Consider the following 18,505-nt stretch of genomic DNA (forward strand, 5'->3'; position numbering starts at 1 on the left):
ATGCGGTTGCGGTGGGCGGACGTGTCGGCGCGCCGGCGGGTCCGGTCCCACCTGGTGGAGCCGCGGCCGGGCGTGGCGCCGGCCGAGGTCGCCGCCGCCCTGCTCGGCGTGCACGCCCAGGTCATGTCCGCCGCCGAACTGTCGATCGGGGTGCGGCAGTCGGACGGCACCCGGGCCGGGGTGCGGGCCGCCCTGTGGGAGCACCGGACGCTGGTGAAGACGCGCGGGCCGCGCGGCACGGTGCACCTGCTCGCCGCGGCCGACCTTCCGATGTGGACCGGCGCGCTGTCCTCGGTGCCGTCCGCGGCGGGCCCGTTGCCGCCGGACGTCCGGATGGACGCCGCCCAGACCGACTCGGTGGTCGCGGCGATCGCCGACGCGGTGGGCGGGGCGGACGCGGCGCTCACCGTGGACGAGTTGACCGCGGCGATCGTGGCGCGGGTCGGTTCGTGGGCCGGGGACCGGGTGATGGAGGCGTTCCAGGACCGGTGGCCGCGCTGGCGGCAGATCGAGTCGGTGGCGATGAACCGGGGTGCGCTCTGCTTCGGGCCGGACCGGGGCCGCCGGGCGACCTACACCGACCCGCGGCGATGGCTGCCCGGCTTCGCGCCGGCGCCGTCCGGGACCGCGGTCACCGAGCTGGTCCGGCGGTTCCTGCACGGGTACGGGCCGGCCACGCCCGCCCAGTTCGGGCGCTGGCTCGGCGCGCCGCCCGGCTGGGCCGCCGAGGTGTTCGCCGGGCAGGGGGCGATCGAGCAGGTCGACTTCGACGGCACGCCGGCCTGGGTGAACGCCGGCGACACCGGCACCGCCGAGGGTCAGGCGGGGCTGCGTCTGTTGCCGTACTTCGACGCGTACGTCATCGGTTGTCATCCCCGGGCCGGCCTCTTCCCGGACCGGGCGGCGGACCGGGCGCTCGCCGGCGGCCAGGCCGGCAACGTGCCCACCGTGCTGATCGACGGCGTGGTGCGCGGGGTGTGGCACCAGCGGCGGTCCGGCCGCCGGATCGCGGTGACCGTCGAACCGTTCGTCCGGCTGACCGCCGCCCAGCGCGCGTCGCTGGCCGGCGAGGTGCACCGGATCGGTCTGATCGGCGAGGGTACCGCCGAGCTGACCCTCGGACCGGTCACCGCCGGACCCCACGCATGAAAGAGTCAATAGCCATTCGGTTGTTGCAATGCGCGGGCCGCCGGGTCAATATCCACGTGTGGCGATATCCGTGGGCGAGCTGGTGACCACCGGGCAGGCGGCCGTCCTGCTGCGGGTGTCCCGGGCGCGCGTGGTGGACCTGTGCCTGCGCGGACTGCTGCCGTACGTCCGGGTCGGCGGCCAGCGCAGACTGCGCCGCGCCGACGTGGAGGCGCTGCTCCAGCCGCTGCTGACCCGGGACCAGACGGTGGCCCTGTGGCTGCACCGGGCGATCGCCGGCAAGGTCGTCGCGGACCCGCCCGGGGTGCTCGGCGCCGCCCGGGCGAACCTGCGGCGGCTGCGCCGGCTGCACCCGGACGGCCCGGACTGGGAGTGGCTGGACCGGTGGGACGCGGTGCTGGACGACGGCGCCGAGTCCGTGCTGGAGGCGCTCACCTCCCCGGCCCGGTCCGCGGTGGAGCTGCGCCGGAACTCCCCGTTCGCCGGCGTGCTGAGCGAGGCGGAACGGCGGGCCGTGGTGCGGGCCTACGCGGACAGCCGCCGCGACCACGCCCGGCCGGTGCGGCGCGAGACCGTGGAGCAGGTGCTCAAGGCGGTCTGAGCCGGCTCAGCGGTGCAGCCAGTCCCGCAGGTCCGGCGGGCCCAGCGCGGCGGTCCGGTCGAGGTAGTGCGCGTACTGTTCGTCGCTGAGCAGGTCCCGTCCCGCCCCGGAGCGGCCCGAGCGGAAGAACGCGTTCCGGTCCTTGAGCACCCCGGCCGGATCCGGCGCCAGCTCTCCGGCCCGGGCCCGCATCTGGCTGAACCCGGCCGCGTCCACCAGCTCCGGCCAGGTCTCCGCCGGCACCGGGACGCCGAGCCGCGCGGCGATCCGGCGCATCTCCCCGTCCAGATCCGCGGACAGGTCGGCGTAGTGCACGAGCAGCACGTTCGGCTCGTGCCGCCGCCGCCACGCGTCGGACAGATGCCACATCACGCCGGGCAGTGAGTCCAGCTCGTCGGCCGGCGCCGGGTCGTGGTCGATCCAGCTGAGCAGGGCATCGAGTACGGGCGGAGCCGGGCGCTCGACCCCGGCCGGTGTGCCGGTCAGTGCCGCCAGCCGCTGGCGGTCCAGGTTCGCACCCTGGTGGAACAGCGACACCGCCAGGTCCAACGGGTGCCGGGCCACCACGATGTAGGTGGCGCGCGGATCGATCGGGACACCGTCCAGCGGGGTGTGCGTCTTGACGAAGCGCCGGTGCGGTTGCGCCGCGAGCCGGGCGATCACCTCGTCACGCGGCTCGACCAGCCAGTCCAGCCACGGCGACAGGGTGGGCAGCGGCGCCGGCAGGCGTGGCGTCTGGAAGATCAGCAAGGCGCAGATCATCTGCATCCAGGTGGTGCCGCTCTTCGACCGGGTGCTGATCACGATGTCACCGTCCCGGAACCGGGCGCTATCTTCGTCGGACGATACGTAGCGCTTGTGCGTCATGATTCCCTATCCTTCCTCAAGTAGGGCAGGATAGGGAAGTATGGAGCAGGGCTGGTTCTCGGTGGAGCAGGTGGCGGACCGGCTCGGGCTGCACGTGCGCACCGTGCGCGGCTACATCCGGGACGGCCGCCTCCGGGCGGTACGCATCGGCAAGCAGTACCGCATCGCCCCGGCCGACCTGGACACGTTCACCGGCCGGCCGGTCGAGCCGGTCCGGCGGCACGTCGAGGTGTCGGCGGTGGTGGAGATCGACGGCATCACCGCGAGCCTGGCCGACCGCCTCAGCACGTTCCTGATAGCCGGCGCCCAGCTCGCGCCGGTGCGCGTCCGCACGGTGTACGACGACGACCGCGGCCGCCTCAAGGTCATCGTCCTGGGCGGTACCGCCGCCACGGCCGACGTCCTGCAACTCATCGACACCTTCCTCGGAACGGAGAACGGACATGACGCCGACCGACCCGACGGCCCCGACGACTGACCAGGTGATCGAGCGCCGGGGCGTACCGGTCCTGCTCTGCGGCGCGGACGGCCCGCCGGTCGCCGGGACGCAGGACGCGCTGGACCTGATCGGTGCGGCGTTCTCCCGCGCGGACGTGGTGGCCCTGCCCGCCGGGCGACTCGACGAGCGGTTCTTCCGGCTGCGCAGCGGGCTTGCCGGGGAGATCATGCAGAAGTTCGTCAACTACCGGATCCGGCTGGCGATCGTCGGCGACATCTCCGCCTATGTCGCGGACAGCACGGCGCTGCGCGATCTGGTCACCGAGTCCAACCGGGGTCAGCAGATCTGGTTCGTCGCGGATCTCGACGAGTTGGACACCCACCTGGCCTGACCTTCGGCCTCCGCCTGCCCCGGCCTCCGCTACGGCCCCGGCCCTGGCCCCAGCCCGGCCCTGGCCCCAGCCCAGCCCAGCCCAGCCCCAGCCCAGCCCAGCGGCCCGACCCCGGTCGCGGCCACGGCCACGGCCACGGCCGAAGGGTGCCGTTCGTGTCGCTCCCGGCCTATCTGCTGGACATGCCGGACCCGTCCGGCATGACATCGGTGTTCCTGGGCTCGACGGCGCCCGGCGGGCTGGTGCCGGGGAGGCCGCTGCCCGGTGGAATGGTGCCAGGTGGGTTGGTGCCCGGTGAGCTGGTCCCGGGGAGTTTGGTGCCCGGTGAGCTGGCCCCGGGGAGTTTGGTGCCGGGTGGGTTGGTGCCCAGTAGGTCGGCGCCGGGGAGGTCGGTGCCCGGTAGTTCGGTGCCGGGGAGGTCGGTGCTCGGCCAGACCGCCACCGCGGCCGCGGAACGCACCGACCGGCGCCGCTCGACGACGAAGTAGGCGCCGCTCAAGGCGTACCCGCCGGAGAGCGTCAGCCCGACCAGCCGAACCGCCGTGGGCGCGGCGACCAGGACGGTCCCGGCCAGCGCACCAGCCGACCAGGCGCCGAGCAGCACCGTGTTGACCGTGTCCGGCACGGCCCACCCGCCGGCCGAACGGCGGCGCGCCTGGCGGCGGATCTCGTCCAGCAGGGCGTGTGCCATGCCGACGGCGAGCAGGGACAACAGGCAGGTGGCGAACGCGGAGTGCGCGCCGCTGGACGCCGCGATCAGCGCGGTTGCGCCGGCCAGCAGCGCCAGGCCGCCGAGCGTGCCGATCCGCGCCGCACGTCGCTCCTCCACAATCTCTGACACTCGGCAGAATCCGGCGGCGCCTGAGGATCGGGCGTGACGCGCGGCACGTCACGTCGTGCATGCGTCGTTCGTCCTGGACACATGACGACAACGGAGACGGTGCTGATCACCGGAGCGAGTGGAACGCTGGGGTCCGCGGTGCTGCCGCGGCTGGTCAAGGAGGGACATGAGGTACGGCCGGCGAGCCGCCGTACCCGGCCGGGCTGGGTCACCGCGGACCTGCTGACCGGTGCGGGCCTGGACGAGGCGGTACGCGGGGTGGACACGGTCGTGCACCTGGCGTCCGCTCCGCGCCGGACCCGGGAGACGGATGTCGAGGGCACCCGCCGGCTCCTGGCGGCGGCGGGGAACGCGGGCGTGCGGCACGTCGTGTTCATCTCGATCATCGGCATCGACCGGGTGCCGCTGCCGTACTACCGGCTGAAGGTGGAGACCGAGGCGGTGGTCCGTGCGTCCGGGGTGCCGTACACGCTGCTGCGGGCGGCGCAGTTCCCGTCGCTGATCGACACCGTGCTGACCTTCTCCGGCAAGGCCGGGCCGTTGCTGATCGACCGCAACCTGGTGTTCCAGCCGGTGGCGGTGGAGGACGTGGCGGACCGGATCGCGGCGGTGCTGGCGGAGGGGCCGACCGGCGACGTGGTCGAGGTGGCCGGGCCGGAGACGCTGCGGCTGGGCGAGATGGCCGGAGCCTGGCAGCGGGCCCGGGGTTCCCGCCGGCCGGTGTGGCCGATCCGCATCCCGGGCAGGCTGGGACGGGAGGTACGTGCCGGGGCGCTCACCACCGCGGTACCGCCGACGGGTACCCGGACGTGGCGGGACTACCTGGCGGCCCGGTATTGAGCGAGGATGTCGGGCGTGATGGGAAGCCTGAAGCTGGAACCGGCCATGTCGCGGCTCGACCTGTTGGCCGCGCCGGTCGCCGCGGCGCTGGAGGTGTGGCCGGTCGACGCGCCGGTCGACGGTGACCAGGTGATGGTCGCGCCGATCGAGCCGGACCTGGCCGACACCGCGGCGTTCTGCGAGGCGTACGGGGTGTCCCTGCGCGAGTCGGCCAACTGCGTGATCGTGGCGGGGCGGCGCGGCGAGGTGACCCGGTACGCGGCCTGCATCGTGCTGGCCACCACCCGCGCCGACGTGAACGGCGTGGTCCGCAAGCAACTGGACGCCCGCAAGGCCAGCTTCGCCCCGACGGACGACGCGGTCCGCCTCACCGGCATGGAGTACGGCGGCATCACCCCGATCGGCCTGCCCAAGGACTGGCCGGTGCTGGTGGACGCGCGGGTCGTCGCGATGCCCCACGTGGTGATCGGTTCCGGCGTGCGGCACAGCAAGATCGCTATCGCCGGGCCGGCGCTGGGCGCGCTGCCCGGCGCGCTGGTCATCGAGGGACTGGCCCGCGAGGCCGGTTAGGCCCGTTCCACGTGAAACCTCATCGACCCGCGTCGACCGCTTCCCGGCGGGCGATCTCGGCGAAGGCCGTGCGCAGCGTGTCCGGCTCCTGGGCGCCCTGGACCGCGTACCGGCCGTCGATCACGAACGTCGGCACGCTGGTGATGCCGAGTTCGCGGGCCACCGCCAGGTCCGCGCGCACCACGTCCGCACCGCCGTCGTCGGCGAGGTAGGCCGCCGCGGCCGGACCGTCCAGGCCGATCGATTCCGCCACCGCGACCAGCGCCGCCGGCGAGCCGATGTCGATTCCGTCGGTGAAGTGCGCCCGTTGCAGCGCGTCCAGCATCTCCCGCTGGCGTTGGTGGGCGAGGCCCCAGGCGATCAGCCGGTGCGCGTCGAACGTGTTGGCCGCGATGGCCCGGTCGAAGTTCAGCACCAGCCCCTCGGCGGCGGCGATCGCGGCGACGTGGGCGAACATCTGCTCGGCCCGCTCCGGACCACCGAACTTGGCGGTCATCGCGGTCTTGGTGGGGACCGGCTCCGGAACCGGCGCCGGGTCCAGTTGGAACGCCCGGTAGATCACCCGCGCCTCACCGTCGTGCCCGGCCAGCGCCTTCTCTAGTCGCGCCCGGCCGAGGTAGCACCACGGGCAGACGACGTCAGACCACACCTGAATGTCCATGCTCACTCCGTTTGCTCGCGTACCTGGCGCTTCAGCCGGGTCAGGATGGCCGAGCCGCCGCGGATGCGCAGCGGGCTGATCGCCTGGGCCAGGCCCATCCGGGCATAGAGGTCGTCCGGCACCGCCAGCACCTCCTCCGCGGTGGCGCCCGCCAGGCCCTCGGCCAGGATGCCGGCGAAGGCCCGGGTGGTCGGTGCCTCCGGCGGGCAGTCGAACCACGTCTGCACGGTCCGGTCCGGGAGAACCCGGGTTTTCAGGAAGAACGCGGTCTGGCACTCGGGCACCTGCTCCATGCCCTGGTGCCCGGCCATCTCGGCGGGCAGGGCGGGCACCGTGTCGGAGAACTCCAGCAGCATCTCGAGCACCAGCTCCCGTGGCGCCGAGGCGAACTCGTCGACGATCTCGGCCAGCTTCGCGGGCATGTCGGTCACGGTTGACGACCCTACGCGCGTGACCTCACGCCGAGGCAGAAGTCGGCACGAGGGCCAGGTCACTCATCGACAGGATGCCGACCACCTGCCGGTCGGCGTCGCAGACCAGCAGCCGGCGCACACCACGGTCCCGCATCGCGCGTACCGCCTCCTCCACCGTGGCCGACTGTTCCACCATGATCAGCTCCCGCGAGGCGATCGACTCCAGCGTCGTGGTGTCCGGCGGCAGGCCCTCCGCGACGGCCCGGACCACGATGTCGCGGTCGGTGACCAGTCCGGACATGGTCGGGCCGTGGGTCACCACCACGTCGCCGATGGACCTGTCCCGCATCGCCTGCGCGGCCTCGTCGAGTGTGGTCTCGCCGGGCAGGTAGACCACCTGCCGGGTCATCACGTCGGCGACCACCGTCCTGGCCATGGTCTTCCTCCCGCCGCGTCGAACACCCGATCCGGAGCTGCCGTACCCGAGGGGCCGCATCGCTACACCCGGGTCATCCGGCCGGCCACCGCGGCGAGACCGACCTCGGCGCGTTCGCCGGTGCGGCGGTCCCGGACCTCCGCGTACCCGTCGGCCAGGCGGCGTCCGACCACGACGGTCCGCGGGATGCCGATCAGTTCGGCGTCGGTGAACTTCACCCCGGCCGAGACGTTCGGCCGGTCGTCCACCAGGATCCGCAGCCCGGCGGCGACCAGATCGGCGGCGAGCGCGAGCGCGGCCTCCACCTGGCCGTCCCGGCCCGCCGCGACGATGTGCACGTCCGCCGGGGCCACCTCGGCCGGCCAGATCAGGCCGCGCTCGTCGTGGTGCTGCTCGGCGATCGCGGCCACCGCCCGGGACAGGCCGATGCCGTAGCAGCCCATCGTCGGGCGCACCGGTTTGCCGTCGGCGCCCAGCACGTCCACCTTGAACGCCTCGGTGTAGCGGCGGCCGAGCTGGAAGATGTGCCCGATCTCGATGCCGCGCCGGATGGTCAGCTCGCCGGTGTCGCATGCCGGACATGGATCGCCGGCGCGCACCTCGGCCGCCTCGATGGTGCCGTCCGGGGTGAAGTCGCGGCCGGCGACCACCGACGTGGCGTGCCGCCCGGGCTGGTTCGCGCCGGTCAGCCACGCGGTGCCCGGTGCCACGCGCGGGTCGGCCAGATAGCGGACCGACCGGCCCTGCGGTCCGATGTACCCCTTGACCAGGTCGGGCCGGGAGGCGAAGTCGTCGAACAGCGTCGCGGTGCCCGGCGCCAGCGCGGCGTCCAGGCGCTTGAGGTCCACGTCCCGGTCGCCGGGCACGCCGATGAGCAGCAACTCCTCCTCGCGACCCGGATGGTGGACCGTCACCACGACGTTCTTCAGCGTGTCCCGGGCGGTCCAGTCGGTCCGGCCGCCCAGGGCGTGCGCGTTGGCGTGGTCGACCAGGGCGGCGATGGTCGGGGTGTCCGGGGTGTCGTGCACGGTCAGCGCGCCGGTGGCCGGCTCCGGCACGGCCGGCATCGGCGTCACCACGGCCTCGGTGTTGGCCGCGTAGTCGCACGTCGTGCATCCGACGTAGGTGTCCTCACCGACGTCCGACGTGGCCAGGAACTCCTCCGACGCGGACCCGCCCATGGCGCCGGACACCGCGGTCACCACGGCGTGTGTCAGCCCGAGCCGGGCGAAGATCCGCTGGTACGCCGCGCGCATGATCGCATACACCTCGGCCAGGCCGGCGTCGTCGAGATCGAACGAGTACGCGTCCTTCATCAGGAACTCGCGCCCGCGCAGCAGGCCGGCGCGCGGGCGGGCCTCGTCCCGGAACTTCGTCTGGACCTGGAACACCGCCAGCGGAAAGTCGCGGTACGAGGTGGTCAGGTCCTGCACCAGCAGGGCGGCCATCTCCTCGTGCGTGGGGGCCAGCAGGAACTCCCCGCCGCGCCGGTCGGTGAGCGTGAAGATGTCGTCGCCGTACTCCGTCCAGCGGCCACTCACGTCGTACGGCTCGCGGGGCAGCAGCGCCGGGAACGACACCTCCTGCGCCCCGGCCGCGACCATCTCGTCACGCACGATGCGGATCACGTTGTCCAGTACCAGCTTGCCCAGCGGCAGCCAGGTGTGGCCGCCCGGCGCGGCGCGGCGGACATAGCCGGCGCGCAGCAGTAACCGATGGCTCGGCACCTCCGCGTCGGCCGGGTCCTCGCGCAGGGTCCGGAGCAGCAGCCGTGACATCCGCAGAAGCATGAGGCAAGGGTAGGGACCGGGTACGACGGTAAGCACCCGGTTATCCGGTGTAGCCAGCGTCACGTCCCGCTCGGTCCGCACCGGTGCTTAGCTCAGAGGTTGTCGGGTCATCGAGCGTTCAGGGAGTGGCCGTGGCGTGGCGCAGTTTCGTGGCGATGGGCGACAGCTTCACCGAGGGGATGGACGATCCGTACCCCGACGGCACCTACCGGGGCTGGGCCGACCTGGTCGCGGCGCGGCTCGCGGTCGACGCCGGCCCCGACTTCGGGTACGCCAACCTGGCGATCCGCGGGCGCCTGCTGGGCCAGGTGCTGGACGAACAACTGGACGCCACCGTGGCGATGCGGCCCGACCTGGTGAGCTTCGCGGCCGGCGGCAACGACGTGCTGCGCCGCCGGGTGGACGCCGCGGGACTGGCGGACCGCCTCGACCCGGTGATCGGCCGGCTCCGGAAGTCCGGCGCCGACGTGATCATGTTCTGCTTCGCCGACGTGAGCGGACACCTGCCCGGGCACCGCATCATCGGCCCGCGGGCGGCGGCGCTCAGCGACGCGGTCCGGCGGGTCGCCGACACGCACGGCGCGTACCTCGTCGATCTGTTCGCCGACCGCACCTTCCGGCACCGCACCATGTGGAGCGAGGACCGCCTGCACCTGTCCCCGGCCGGCCACCGCCGGGTGGCCGCGCACGTGCTCACCGCGCTCGGCGTGGGTGTCGAGGAGGACTGGCTGCTGGTGCCGCCGGCGCCGGCGCCGACGCCGTGGCTGCTGGCCCGCGGCGCGGACCTGCGCTGGGCCGGGCGCTATCTGGCACCCTGGCTCCGGCGCCGGCTGGCGGGCGCCTCGTCCGGCGATCTGGTCACCGCGAAGCGCCCGGCGCTGTCCCCGGTCCACGACGGAAGCCGCGCCGAGCCGCGGCCACGGAGTTAGGTTGAACAGATGTCTGTAGCGAATGACCCGGCGCCGGCCCTGCAGGCGTACGCGCACCCCGAGAAGCTGGTCACCACCGAGTGGCTGGCCGCCAACCTGGACACCCCCGGCCTCGTCGTGGTCGAGTCGGACGAGGACGTGCTGCTCTACGACACCGGCCACATCCCGGGCGCGGTGAAGGTCGACTGGCACCTCGAACTCAACGACCAGCTCACCCGCGACTACCTGGACCCGGCCGCGTTCGCCGCGATGTGCGAGGCGAAGGGCATCGGGCGGGACGACACCGTGGTGTTCTACGGCGACAACTTCAACTGGTGGGCGGCGTACGCACTCTGGGTCTTCAGCCTGTTCGGCCACGCCGACGTGCGGCTGCTGGACGGCGGCCGGCAGAAGTGGGCGGCCGAGGGGCGCGACCTCACCCGGGAGAAGACGGTCCGCCCGCCCGCGTCGTACCCGGTGCCGGAGCGCCACGACGCTGGCATCCGGGCGTTCCGCGATCAGGTGATGGGGCACATCTCGAGTGGCCGGCCGCTGGTCGACGTGCGCTCGCCGCAGGAGTACACCGGCGAACTCACCCACATGGCGGCGTACCCGCAGGAGGGCGCGTTGCGCGGCGGGCACATCCCGGGCGCGGTCAGCAAGCCGTGGAAGTCCGCGGCCAACGAGGACGGCACGTTCAGGCCGGCCGATGACCTGACCCGGATCTACCGCGACGAGCTGGGCCTGGACCCGTCCGACGACGTGATCGCGTACTGCCGGATCGGCGAGCGTTCCAGCCACACCTGGTTCGTGCTGCATCACCTGCTCGGTTACCCCCAGGTGCGGAACTATGACGGTTCGTGGACGGAATGGGGCAACCTGGTCCGGGCCCCGATCGTCCGCGGCACCGAGCCGGGCGGGCTGGGCTGACCCCGCCGCGGGCCGTCAAGGTCGACTGAACGTACGTTAAGTGCCCGGCTTGACAGCAGGTTAGAGTCTTTTCGTGACGGTAGAGCAGCAGCATCGGACCGGACCCCCCGCGCCGCGCCGTCGGTCGCGCCGGGACGAGATTCTGGAGATCGCGGTCGGTCTCTTCGCCTCCCGGGGTTACCACGGCGTTTCGATGGACGACATCGGCTCCGCCGCGGGCGTGACCGGCCCGGCGCTGTACCACCACTTCGCCGGCAAGGAGGCGATGCTGGTCGCGGCGCTGATCCCGGTCAGCGAGGGCCTGCTGCACGGCGGTCGGGAACGCGTCGCCCGGCACTCCGGTGACGCCCGCGCCGCGCTTGCCGACCTGATCGACTTCCACGTCGAGTTCGCCCTGGAGAATCCGGCGGTCATCGCGCTGCACCTGCACGAACTCGACCGGCTGCCGGAGGAGCCGCGCCGGCAGATCCGCCGCCTCCAGCGGTTGTACGTGGAGGAGTGGGTGGGTGTGCTGGCCACGCTGCGTCCGAAACTCGAACCGGCCGAGGCACGGGTGCTCGCGCACGCCGCCTTCGGCCTGATGAACTCCACGCCGTTCCTCGGCGGCGAGGTCGACCGCCGGCGGCGCGCCGCCCTTTTGCGGGATGCCGCGGCATTCGCCCTCGAAGGCAGATAGTAGAAAGGTGCCCATGATCGACTCGCTGCTCATCGCCAACCGGGGCGAGATCGCCCGCCGGATCGTCCGCACCACCAAGCGCCTCGGGATCCGGTCGATCGCCGTGTACTCGGAGGCGGACGCCGGCATGCCGTTCGTCACCGAGGCCGACGAGGCGGTGTGCGTCGGCCCGGCCAACCCGGCGCAGAGTTACCGCAACACCGAGGCGATCCTGGCCGCGGCCAAGTCCACCGGCGCGCAGGCCGTGCACCCGGGCTACGGCTTCCTCAGCGAGAACGCCGAGTTTGCCCGCGCCGTCGAGGCCAACGGCCTGATCTGGGTGGGCCCGTCGGCCGAGGCGATCACCGCCATGGGTGACAAGATCAACGCGCGCAACCTGATGGCCGCGGCGGGCGTGCCGGTCGCGCCCGGCACGCAGGACCCGGCCGCGACGGTCGAGGCGGCCCTGGCCGCCGCCGAGGACATCGGCTTCCCGGTGATGGTCAAGGCCGCGGCCGGTGGCGGCGGCATGGGCATGGCGGTCGCCGCCGACCCCGACGCGCTCCGCACCGAGTACGACAAGGTCCGCGCGTTCGCCGAGCGGATGTTCGGCGACGGCTCGGTGCTGATCGAGCGCTACTTCCCCCGGGTACGCCACGTCGAGGTGCAGATCCTCGGCCTGGCCGACGGCCGGGTGGTGGCGCTGAGCGAGCGGGAGTGCTCGGTGCAGCGGCGCAACCAGAAGCTGGTGGAGGAGGCACCGTCCCCGGCGGTCTCGCCGGAACTGCGGCAGCGCTTCCTGGCCGCCGCGGTCAAGGCCGGCGAGGCGGTGCGGTACCGCAACGCGGGCACCGTCGAATGCCTGCTCGATCCCTCGACCGGGGAATTCTTCTTCCTGGAGATGAACACCCGGCTGCAGGTCGAGCACCCGATCACCGAGCTGATCCACGGCCTCGACCTGGTCGAGGAGCAGCTGCGGATCGCGTCCGGAGAGGCGCCGACGTTCGACCCGGACGCCCTCACCACCACCGGTCACGCCATCGAGCTGCGGGTCAACGCGGAGGACCCGAAGCGGTTCCTGCCCGGCCCCGGCAAGGTGGCCACCTGGGTGGAGCCGTCCGGCGACGGGGTACGGGTCGACTCCGGCTACGCCCCGGACACCACGGTCACGCCGTTCTACGACTCGCTGATGGCGAAGCTGATCGTGCACGGCAGCGACCGCGCCGACGCGATCGCCAAGGCCCGTGCCGCGGTGGCCGGGTTCGAGATCGTCGGTCCCAAGAACAACCTGCCGTTCTTCGCCGAGCTGCTGGAGAACCCGGAGTTCCTCGGCGGCGACTACGACACGGGCATCGTCGCGCGGATGAGGTGAGGTCGATGGTCTCGATCCGCGAGGTGGCGCCGCGGGACGGCCTGCAGAACGAGGAGCCGATCCCGACGGATGCGAAGGTGCGTCTCATCGACGCGCTGAGTGGCACCGGCGTCCGGCGGATCGAGGCCGTCTCGTTCGTCCACCCGAGGGCCATCCCGCAGATGGCCGACGCGGACGACGTCTGGGCCGGGATCACTCGCAACCCGCGGGTGCGCTACTCGGCCCTGATCCCGAACACCCGCGGTGCCCAACGGGCGATCGCCGCCGGGTTCACCGAGATCGAGGTCGTGGTGTCGGCCAGCGACACGCACAACCGGCGCAACCTGAACCGGTCGACGGACGAGTCGCTGGACGACATCACCGGTCTGATCTCGCTGATCCACCAGGCCGGCGCCACCGTCGAGGTGATCGTGGCGACCAGCTTCGGCTGCCCGTTCGAGGGGGACGTGGCCCCGGCGCGGGTGGCGTCCATCGTGGAACGGGTCCGCGCGGACGGCGCGGACCGGATCGCGTTCGGCGACACCACCGGCATGGCGACCCCGCGCCGGGTCCGTGACCTGCTCGCCGAGGTACGCCCGGACCTGTTGCACTTCCACGACACCCGGGGCACCGGCCTGGCCAACATCATCACCGCGCTGGACCTCGGGGTGACCGAGTTCGACGCCAGCGTGGGCGGCATCGGTGGCTGCCCGTACGCGCCGGGCGCCTCCGGCAACGTGGCCACCGAGGAGGTCGTGCACATGCTGCACGACATGGGCATCGACACCGGTATCGACCTCGATGCGCTGATCGAGGTGGCGGAGCTGGCGGAGAAGCTGCTGGGGCGGATGTTGCCGTCCGGAGTATTGCGCGCCGGGCCGCGTACCCGACTTGTTTGATCATTTAGTAATTGCTCTGCCGAATATTCTTTCCCATTCGTCGGCGTGACCCTGACTGAGTCGCTTCGTTACCAGTACCGAGTGGCCGATATCGCCTAGTCCTTTCGACGGCGATTGGTCACCGGGTCGGAGTCGACGACGAAGGGTTGGACCAATGACGGGATGGACGGTCGAGCGCATGCCGCGCACGGCGTTCCCGTCACCGGGTCCGCGGGTCGGCGCTCCCCCGGCACCGACGCGGCACCGGGTCCCACAGGCGGCCGCCCGGCCGCTGGTCCCGGATCGTCCAGCCGGGCCGCATCACCGTCACCGACCGGACCCGGACCGAGGCTGGTCCCCGGCGGCACGGCGCGGAGGCACCGACCGTCTCACCCGACCAGTGGCGGCCGCCGGCGTTCGGCACCGGCACGCCTGAACAGGCGGATCAGGCCGGATTCCTCCACCCGTTTGCGCACAAGCGGCGAATCCCGTACGGCCTCATCCATGACGCACCGCTGTGGGCGCACGTCGACAAGCGGAGTCCGGTCACGCGAAATCACGCCAGGCTCCGCTGCGCCCTGATGCGCCGCGTTCCGGAAAGCCCAACCGCACAGCCGTACTCAATTCTGCTGACATTTCTGAAAGGCTTTTCCATCCTCATGAAGACTTGGGTTCGCAAGACTCTCAGCGTCGGTGTACTGGCCGCCGGCGCCCTGCTGTTCGCTCCGGCCGTCGCGCAGGCCGACGCGTCGCAGCACTCGTCCGACAACAACGGGCTGGCCAACGGCGCTCAGATCATCGCGCCGATCAGCATCCCGGTGAACGCGGTGGGCAACGCGATCGGGGTGGCCGGCGAGGCCAACGCGGCCGGCTCCGGTGCCAACTGGCTGGGCGGGAGTGGCCAGGGCGCGCACCAGTACTCGTCGGACCACAACGGTGCGCTGAACGGGACCCAGGCGTACCTGCCGATCGACGTGCCGGTGAACGTGGTCGGCAACGCGGTCGCGCTGCTCGGTGAGGCCAACGCGGCCGGCGCGGGGCTGAACGGCCGGCCGCACACCGAGAGCGCGCGCACCGAGACCGGCGGCGGCGACGGCCAGCACTCGAACGACCACAACGGTGCGCTGAACGGCACCCAGCTGTACGCGCCGGTCGACGCCCCGATCAACCTCTGCGGCAACGCGATCAGCCTGCTCGGCGAGGCCAACGCGCAGGCGGTCTGCGTCAGCGCCCACGGCGGCGCGGAGAGCGGCGGCGCGGCCCAGCACTCGAACGACCACAACGGTGCGCTGAACGGCACCCAGGCGTACGCGCCGGTCAGCATCCCGCTGACCGTCGCCGGCAACGCGATCGGCGTGGCGGGCGAGGGCAACGCGGCCGCCGCGACGGCCGGCGAGTCCGGCCACGCCGGCACGGTCGGTCAGCACTCCACCGACACCAACGGGGCCGGGAACGGCACTCAGATCGCCGCGCCGGTGCAGGTGCCGGTCAACGTCTGCGGCAACGCGCTGAGCGTCCTGGGCGAGGCCAACGCCTCGGCGGCCTGCGCGACCGGCGGGGCGACCGGCGACGGCGCCGAGAACCCGCACCAGCCGGGTACCGGTGACGACACCGAGGTCGACTCCGGCCAGGGCGGCACCGACGACGAGGGCGACGCGCCCGGCTACGGCGACCGGGTCCGCACCCGGACGGCGACCGAGGCGACCCCGCTCGACGGTGTCACCCGGAACCTGACGGACGCCGGTGGCCTGAACCCGGGTGGCCTGAACGCGGGTGGCCTGGACGTGCTCCGCACCCTGCGCTGACCTGGGGAACGCGGGTTCGCGGGCTGCGCCGTCCCGGGCGTGACCCGCGCCGACGCCATCCGGCGTCGGGCACCACCGGCGCTCCTCCACAGCGCCGGGAGTAAGGAAACGGACGGGAGTCTCCGCCATCGGCGGCGGCTCCCGTCCGCGTTTTCCGGACCGCTGGTCGGGCGGTGCGCCGATGCGCTACCCTAACGATCGTTCAGGCGCGACGACGCGGGGAGACGACGTGACGGTGGACGGCGAGGCGCTGGCCGCGGTGCACAAGCGCGTGCTGGCCGGCGGGGCCGAGCGATACCACGCCGCCAACGCCGCGAAGGGCAAGCTGTTCGCCCGCGAGCGGATCGCTCTGCTGGCCGACGAGGGCTCGTTCGTCGAGGACGGGCTGTATGCGAACAACCTGGCCGACGGGCTGCCGGCGGACGGCGTGATCACCGGCAACGCCCGGATCGGCGGGCGGGACGTGTGCATCATGGCGAACGACTCCACGGTCAAGGCGGGTTCGTGGGGCGCCCGCACGGTCGAGAAGATCATCCGGATCATCGAGCGGGCGTATGCGAACGGCGTACCCATGATCTATCTGGTCGACTCCGCGGGCGCGCGCATCACCGACCAGGTCGACCTCTTCCCCGGCCGGCGGGGTGCCGGCAAGATCTTCCACACCCAGGTCCGGGCGTCCGGCTCGATCCCGCAGGTCTGCGCGCTGTTCGGGCCGAGCGCGGCGGGCGGGGCCTACATCCCGGCGTTCTGCGACGTGGTCGCCATGGTCGACGGCAACGCGAGCATGTATCTCGGCTCCGACCGCATGGTCGAGATGGTCACCGGCGAGAAGACCACGCTCGAGGCGATGGGCGGTGCCCGGGTGCACTGCGCGGAGTCCGGCGTCGGGCACTTCCTCTGCAAGTCCGAACAGGACGCGCTGGACGTGGTCCGCGACTACCTGGCCTACCTGCCGGCCAACTGGCAGGGCGCACCGCCGGTGGCCGCGGCCGCCGAGCCGCCCGAGGTGGACCTCGCCGCGCTGGTCCCGGCGAGCGAGCGCCAGGCGTTCGACATGCGCCGCTATGTCAAGGGCATCCTCGACGTCGGCTCGTTCCTGGAGATCCAGGCGCTCTGGGCCAAGGAGCTGACCATCGGCTTCGGCCGGTTGAACGGCGAGGTGGTCGGCGTCGTCGGCAACAACTCGATGTTCAAGGGCGGCGTGCTGTTCGTCGACTCGGCGGACAAGGCGAGCCGGTTCGTGCAGCTCTGCGACGCCTTCAACGTGCCCTTGCTGTTCCTCTCCGACGTGCCCGGGTTCATGGTCGGCACGGCGGTGGAGAAGCAGGGCATCATCCGGCACGGCGCCAAGATGATCAGCGCGATCTCCGAGGCCACCGTGCCGAAGATCTGCGTGGTCGTCCGCAAGGCGTACGGCGCCGGGCTGTACGCGATGGCCGGTCCCGGCTTCGACCCGGACGCCACGCTCGCCCTGCCCACCGCGAAGATCGCGGTGATGGGCGCGGAGGCCGCGGTGAACGCGGTCTACGCCAACAAGATCGCCGCCATCGCGGACGAGGCCGAGCGGGCCGCGTTCGTCGAGGCCCGGCGCGCCGAGTACGAACGCGACATCGACCTCATGCGGCTGGCGTCCGAGCTGGTCATCGACGCGGTGGTGGAGCCGGCCGACCTGCGCGGCGAGCTGATCCGCCGGTACGCCGCCGCCAAGGGCAAGGACCGCACCTTCTCCCGGCGCCGGCACGGCGTCACCCCTGTCTAGAAAGGACCGTCATGGTCGACTTCCGGCTCAGCGAGGAGCAGGAGGCGCTGCGTACCAGCGTGCGGGACTTCGCCCGCGAACAGGTCGCGCCGGTCATCGCCGAGCACTACGAGCACAAGACCTTCCCGTACGACCTGATCCGGCAGATGGGCAAGATGGGCCTGTTCGGCCTGCCCTTCGCCGAGGAGCACGGCGGCATGGGCGGCGACTACTTCGCGCTCTGCCTGGCCCTGGAGCAACTGGCCCGGGTGGACTCGAGCGTCGCCATCACGCTGGAGGCGGCCGTCTCGCTGGGTGCGATGCCGATCTACCGCTTCGGTACACCGGCCCAGAAGGCCGAGTGGCTGCCCCGGCTGACCAGCGGCGAGGCACTGGCGGCGTTCGGGCTCACCGAACCGGGCACCGGCTCGGACGCGGGCGGCATCACCACCCGTGCGGTCCTCGACGAATCGACCGGGGAGTGGGTGATCAACGGGTCCAAGGCGTTCATCACCAACTCCGGTACCGACCTCACCTGCCTGGTCACGGTCATGGCGGTGACCGGCCGCAACCCGGACGGCTCCAAGGAGTTGTCCACCATCATCGTGCCGTCCGGCACCCCCGGCTTCAGCGTGGCGCCCGGCTACTCCAAGGTGGGCTGGTGCGCGTCGGACACCCACGAGCTGGCGTTCGACGACGTCCGCGTCCCGGCCGACAACCTGCTCGGCGAGCGCGGCCGGGGCAACGCGCAGTTCCTCCGGATCCTGGACGAGGGCCGGATCGCCATCGCCGCGCTCGCCACCGGCCTGGCCCAGGGCTGCGTGGACGAATCGGTGAAGTACGCCCGGGAACGCACCGCGTTCGGCCGGCCGATCGGCAACTACCAGGCCGTCCAGTTCATGATCGCGGACATGGAGGTGCGGGCGCACACCGCGCGGCTGGGTTACTACGACGCGGCCGCCCGGATGCTCGCCGGCGAGGACTTCAAGCGGTACGCCGCGGTCGCCAAACTGCACGCCAGCAACGCGGCGATGGACAACGCCCGGTACGCCACCCAGGTGCACGGCGGCTACGGCTTCATGAACGAGTCCGCGGTCGGCCGCTTCTACCGGGACGCCAAGATCCTCGAGGTCGGGGAGGGCACTTCGGAGGTCCAGCGCATGCTGATCTCCCGCGGCCTGGGTCTGTAGCTTTCGGCACGCTCCGTCCGATGCCCGACAGTCGGGTCTCTGAGCTGGGCGT

20 protein-coding genes are annotated in these 18,505 nt (G+C 72.3%); 14 read left to right on the forward strand and 6 right to left on the reverse strand.

Annotated features, from left to right (window positions below; translation table 11 throughout):
* Complete coding sequence (locus tag LDL48_RS07735) at nucleotides 1-1,149, forward strand: winged helix DNA-binding domain-containing protein (protein WP_225254326.1); 1,149 nt, start codon at nucleotides 1-3, stop codon at nucleotides 1,147-1,149.
* Nucleotides 1,150-1,207: 58 nt separating this feature from the next.
* On the forward strand, nucleotides 1,208-1,750 hold the full coding sequence (locus LDL48_RS07740) for a helix-turn-helix domain-containing protein (RefSeq protein ID WP_225254327.1): 543 nt from the start codon (nucleotides 1,208-1,210) through the stop codon (nucleotides 1,748-1,750).
* 6 nt (nucleotides 1,751-1,756) lie between these two features.
* On the opposite strand, the gene LDL48_RS07745 is transcribed toward LDL48_RS07740, so the two are convergent.
* Nucleotides 1,757-2,617, reverse strand: a complete 861-nt coding sequence (locus LDL48_RS07745) for a sulfotransferase domain-containing protein (RefSeq protein ID WP_225254328.1) — start codon at nucleotides 2,615-2,617, stop codon at nucleotides 1,757-1,759.
* Nucleotides 2,618-2,657: 40 nt separating this feature from the next.
* Here LDL48_RS07745 and LDL48_RS07750 point away from each other — a divergent pair, with 40 nt between their 5' ends.
* Together LDL48_RS07750 and LDL48_RS07755 are read left to right on the forward strand one after the other, a co-directional pair.
* Nucleotides 2,658-3,095, forward strand: coding sequence for a helix-turn-helix domain-containing protein (locus LDL48_RS07750; protein WP_225254329.1), 438 nt, complete (start codon nucleotides 2,658-2,660; stop codon nucleotides 3,093-3,095).
* Nucleotides 3,061-3,447 (forward strand): DUF4180 domain-containing protein, encoded by a 387-nt coding sequence (locus LDL48_RS07755; protein ID WP_225254330.1) that lies wholly within the window; start codon nucleotides 3,061-3,063, stop codon nucleotides 3,445-3,447. Before LDL48_RS07750 ends, LDL48_RS07755 begins: the two co-directional genes overlap by 35 nt.
* Before the next feature lie 169 nt (nucleotides 3,448-3,616).
* Here the strand turns inward: LDL48_RS07755 and LDL48_RS07760 are convergent, their stop codons facing one another.
* Nucleotides 3,617-4,276: a hypothetical protein gene (locus LDL48_RS07760; protein ID WP_225254331.1), complete on the reverse strand. Its 660-nt coding sequence runs from the start codon at nucleotides 4,274-4,276 to the stop codon at nucleotides 3,617-3,619.
* A gap of 93 nt (nucleotides 4,277-4,369) precedes the next feature.
* On the opposite strand from LDL48_RS07760, the gene LDL48_RS07765 reads away from it, so the two are divergent.
* Both LDL48_RS07765 and LDL48_RS07770 read left to right on the forward strand, forming a co-directional pair.
* A complete protein-coding gene (locus LDL48_RS07765) occupies nucleotides 4,370-5,128 on the forward strand; it encodes an SDR family oxidoreductase (protein WP_225254332.1) in 759 nt (252 codons plus the stop codon).
* Nucleotides 5,129-5,146: 18 nt separating this feature from the next.
* On the forward strand, nucleotides 5,147-5,698 hold the full coding sequence (locus LDL48_RS07770) for a YbaK/EbsC family protein (RefSeq protein ID WP_225254489.1): 552 nt from the start codon (nucleotides 5,147-5,149) through the stop codon (nucleotides 5,696-5,698).
* Between the two features lie 19 nt (nucleotides 5,699-5,717).
* On the opposite strand, the gene LDL48_RS07775 is transcribed toward LDL48_RS07770, so the two are convergent.
* From LDL48_RS07775 to LDL48_RS07790, 4 genes are all read right to left on the reverse strand, one after another.
* On the reverse strand, nucleotides 5,718-6,359 hold the full coding sequence (locus LDL48_RS07775) for a DsbA family oxidoreductase (RefSeq protein ID WP_225254333.1): 642 nt from the start codon (nucleotides 6,357-6,359) through the stop codon (nucleotides 5,718-5,720).
* A gap of 2 nt (nucleotides 6,360-6,361) precedes the next feature.
* The gene (locus tag LDL48_RS07780; RefSeq protein ID WP_225254334.1) at nucleotides 6,362-6,790 is read right to left on the reverse strand and encodes a SufE family protein; all 429 of its coding nucleotides are present in this window, start codon (nucleotides 6,788-6,790) and stop codon (nucleotides 6,362-6,364) included.
* A 25-nt stretch (nucleotides 6,791-6,815) separates the two neighbouring features.
* Complete coding sequence (locus LDL48_RS07785) at nucleotides 6,816-7,208, reverse strand: CBS domain-containing protein (RefSeq protein WP_225254335.1); 393 nt, start codon at nucleotides 7,206-7,208, stop codon at nucleotides 6,816-6,818.
* Between the two features lie 62 nt (nucleotides 7,209-7,270).
* Nucleotides 7,271-8,998: a proline--tRNA ligase gene (locus LDL48_RS07790; protein ID WP_225254336.1), complete on the reverse strand. Its 1,728-nt coding sequence runs from the start codon at nucleotides 8,996-8,998 to the stop codon at nucleotides 7,271-7,273.
* A 131-nt stretch (nucleotides 8,999-9,129) separates the two neighbouring features.
* On the opposite strand from LDL48_RS07790, the gene LDL48_RS07795 reads away from it, so the two are divergent.
* From LDL48_RS07795 to LDL48_RS07830, 8 genes are all read left to right on the forward strand, one after another.
* Complete coding sequence (locus tag LDL48_RS07795) at nucleotides 9,130-9,927, forward strand: SGNH/GDSL hydrolase family protein (protein ID WP_225254337.1); 798 nt, start codon at nucleotides 9,130-9,132, stop codon at nucleotides 9,925-9,927.
* Nucleotides 9,928-9,936: 9 nt separating this feature from the next.
* Complete coding sequence (locus LDL48_RS07800) at nucleotides 9,937-10,836, forward strand: sulfurtransferase (RefSeq protein ID WP_225254338.1); 900 nt, start codon at nucleotides 9,937-9,939, stop codon at nucleotides 10,834-10,836.
* A 73-nt stretch (nucleotides 10,837-10,909) separates the two neighbouring features.
* On the forward strand, nucleotides 10,910-11,512 hold the full coding sequence (locus LDL48_RS07805) for a TetR/AcrR family transcriptional regulator (protein ID WP_225254339.1): 603 nt from the start codon (nucleotides 10,910-10,912) through the stop codon (nucleotides 11,510-11,512).
* A gap of 13 nt (nucleotides 11,513-11,525) precedes the next feature.
* Entirely contained in the window at nucleotides 11,526-12,863 is a 1,338-nt protein-coding gene (locus LDL48_RS07810) for an acetyl-CoA carboxylase biotin carboxylase subunit (RefSeq protein ID WP_225254340.1), read from the forward strand.
* On the forward strand, nucleotides 12,860-13,741 hold the full coding sequence (locus LDL48_RS07815; protein WP_225254341.1) for a hydroxymethylglutaryl-CoA lyase: 882 nt from the start codon (nucleotides 12,860-12,862) through the stop codon (nucleotides 13,739-13,741). Before LDL48_RS07810 ends, LDL48_RS07815 begins: the two co-directional genes overlap by 4 nt.
* Before the next feature lie 638 nt (nucleotides 13,742-14,379).
* The gene (locus LDL48_RS07820; RefSeq protein WP_225254342.1) at nucleotides 14,380-15,525 is read left to right on the forward strand and encodes a chaplin family protein; all 1,146 of its coding nucleotides are present in this window, start codon (nucleotides 14,380-14,382) and stop codon (nucleotides 15,523-15,525) included.
* A gap of 229 nt (nucleotides 15,526-15,754) precedes the next feature.
* Nucleotides 15,755-17,284 (forward strand): acyl-CoA carboxylase subunit beta, encoded by a 1,530-nt coding sequence (locus LDL48_RS07825; protein ID WP_225254343.1) that lies wholly within the window; start codon nucleotides 15,755-15,757, stop codon nucleotides 17,282-17,284.
* An 11-nt stretch (nucleotides 17,285-17,295) separates the two neighbouring features.
* On the forward strand, nucleotides 17,296-18,453 hold the full coding sequence (locus LDL48_RS07830) for an acyl-CoA dehydrogenase family protein (RefSeq protein ID WP_225254344.1): 1,158 nt from the start codon (nucleotides 17,296-17,298) through the stop codon (nucleotides 18,451-18,453).
* Nucleotides 18,454-18,505: the final 52 nt, after the last annotated feature.

This window comes from Jidongwangia harbinensis (genome assembly GCF_020216025.1).
In the GTDB taxonomy this organism is placed as follows: domain Bacteria; phylum Actinomycetota; class Actinomycetes; order Mycobacteriales; family Micromonosporaceae; genus Actinoplanes; species Actinoplanes harbinensis.

What these genes read in the sequence shown, in the direction of transcription:
- LDL48_RS07775 (WP_225254333.1), bottom strand. Translation starts at nt 6,359, where the DNA reads ATGGACATTCAGGTGTGGTCTGACGTCGTCTGCCCGTGGTGCTACCTC.
- LDL48_RS07735 (WP_225254326.1), top strand. Translation starts at nt 1, where the DNA reads ATGCGGTTGCGGTGGGCGGACGTGTCGGCGCGCCGGCGGGTCCGGTCC.
- LDL48_RS07820 (WP_225254342.1), top strand. Translation starts at nt 14,380, where the DNA reads ATGAAGACTTGGGTTCGCAAGACTCTCAGCGTCGGTGTACTGGCCGCC.
- LDL48_RS07790 (WP_225254336.1), bottom strand. Translation starts at nt 8,998, where the DNA reads ATGCTTCTGCGGATGTCACGGCTGCTGCTCCGGACCCTGCGCGAGGAC.
- LDL48_RS07830 (WP_225254344.1), top strand. Translation starts at nt 17,296, where the DNA reads ATGGTCGACTTCCGGCTCAGCGAGGAGCAGGAGGCGCTGCGTACCAGC.
- LDL48_RS07770 (WP_225254489.1), top strand. Translation starts at nt 5,147, where the DNA reads ATGGGAAGCCTGAAGCTGGAACCGGCCATGTCGCGGCTCGACCTGTTG.
- LDL48_RS07750 (WP_225254329.1), top strand. Translation starts at nt 2,658, where the DNA reads ATGGAGCAGGGCTGGTTCTCGGTGGAGCAGGTGGCGGACCGGCTCGGG.
- LDL48_RS07800 (WP_225254338.1), top strand. Translation starts at nt 9,937, where the DNA reads ATGTCTGTAGCGAATGACCCGGCGCCGGCCCTGCAGGCGTACGCGCAC.
- LDL48_RS07785 (WP_225254335.1), bottom strand. Translation starts at nt 7,208, where the DNA reads ATGGCCAGGACGGTGGTCGCCGACGTGATGACCCGGCAGGTGGTCTAC.
- LDL48_RS07755 (WP_225254330.1), top strand. Translation starts at nt 3,061, where the DNA reads ATGACGCCGACCGACCCGACGGCCCCGACGACTGACCAGGTGATCGAG.
- LDL48_RS07765 (WP_225254332.1), top strand. Translation starts at nt 4,370, where the DNA reads ATGACGACAACGGAGACGGTGCTGATCACCGGAGCGAGTGGAACGCTG.
- LDL48_RS07810 (WP_225254340.1), top strand. Translation starts at nt 11,526, where the DNA reads ATGATCGACTCGCTGCTCATCGCCAACCGGGGCGAGATCGCCCGCCGG.
- LDL48_RS07745 (WP_225254328.1), bottom strand. Translation starts at nt 2,617, where the DNA reads ATGACGCACAAGCGCTACGTATCGTCCGACGAAGATAGCGCCCGGTTC.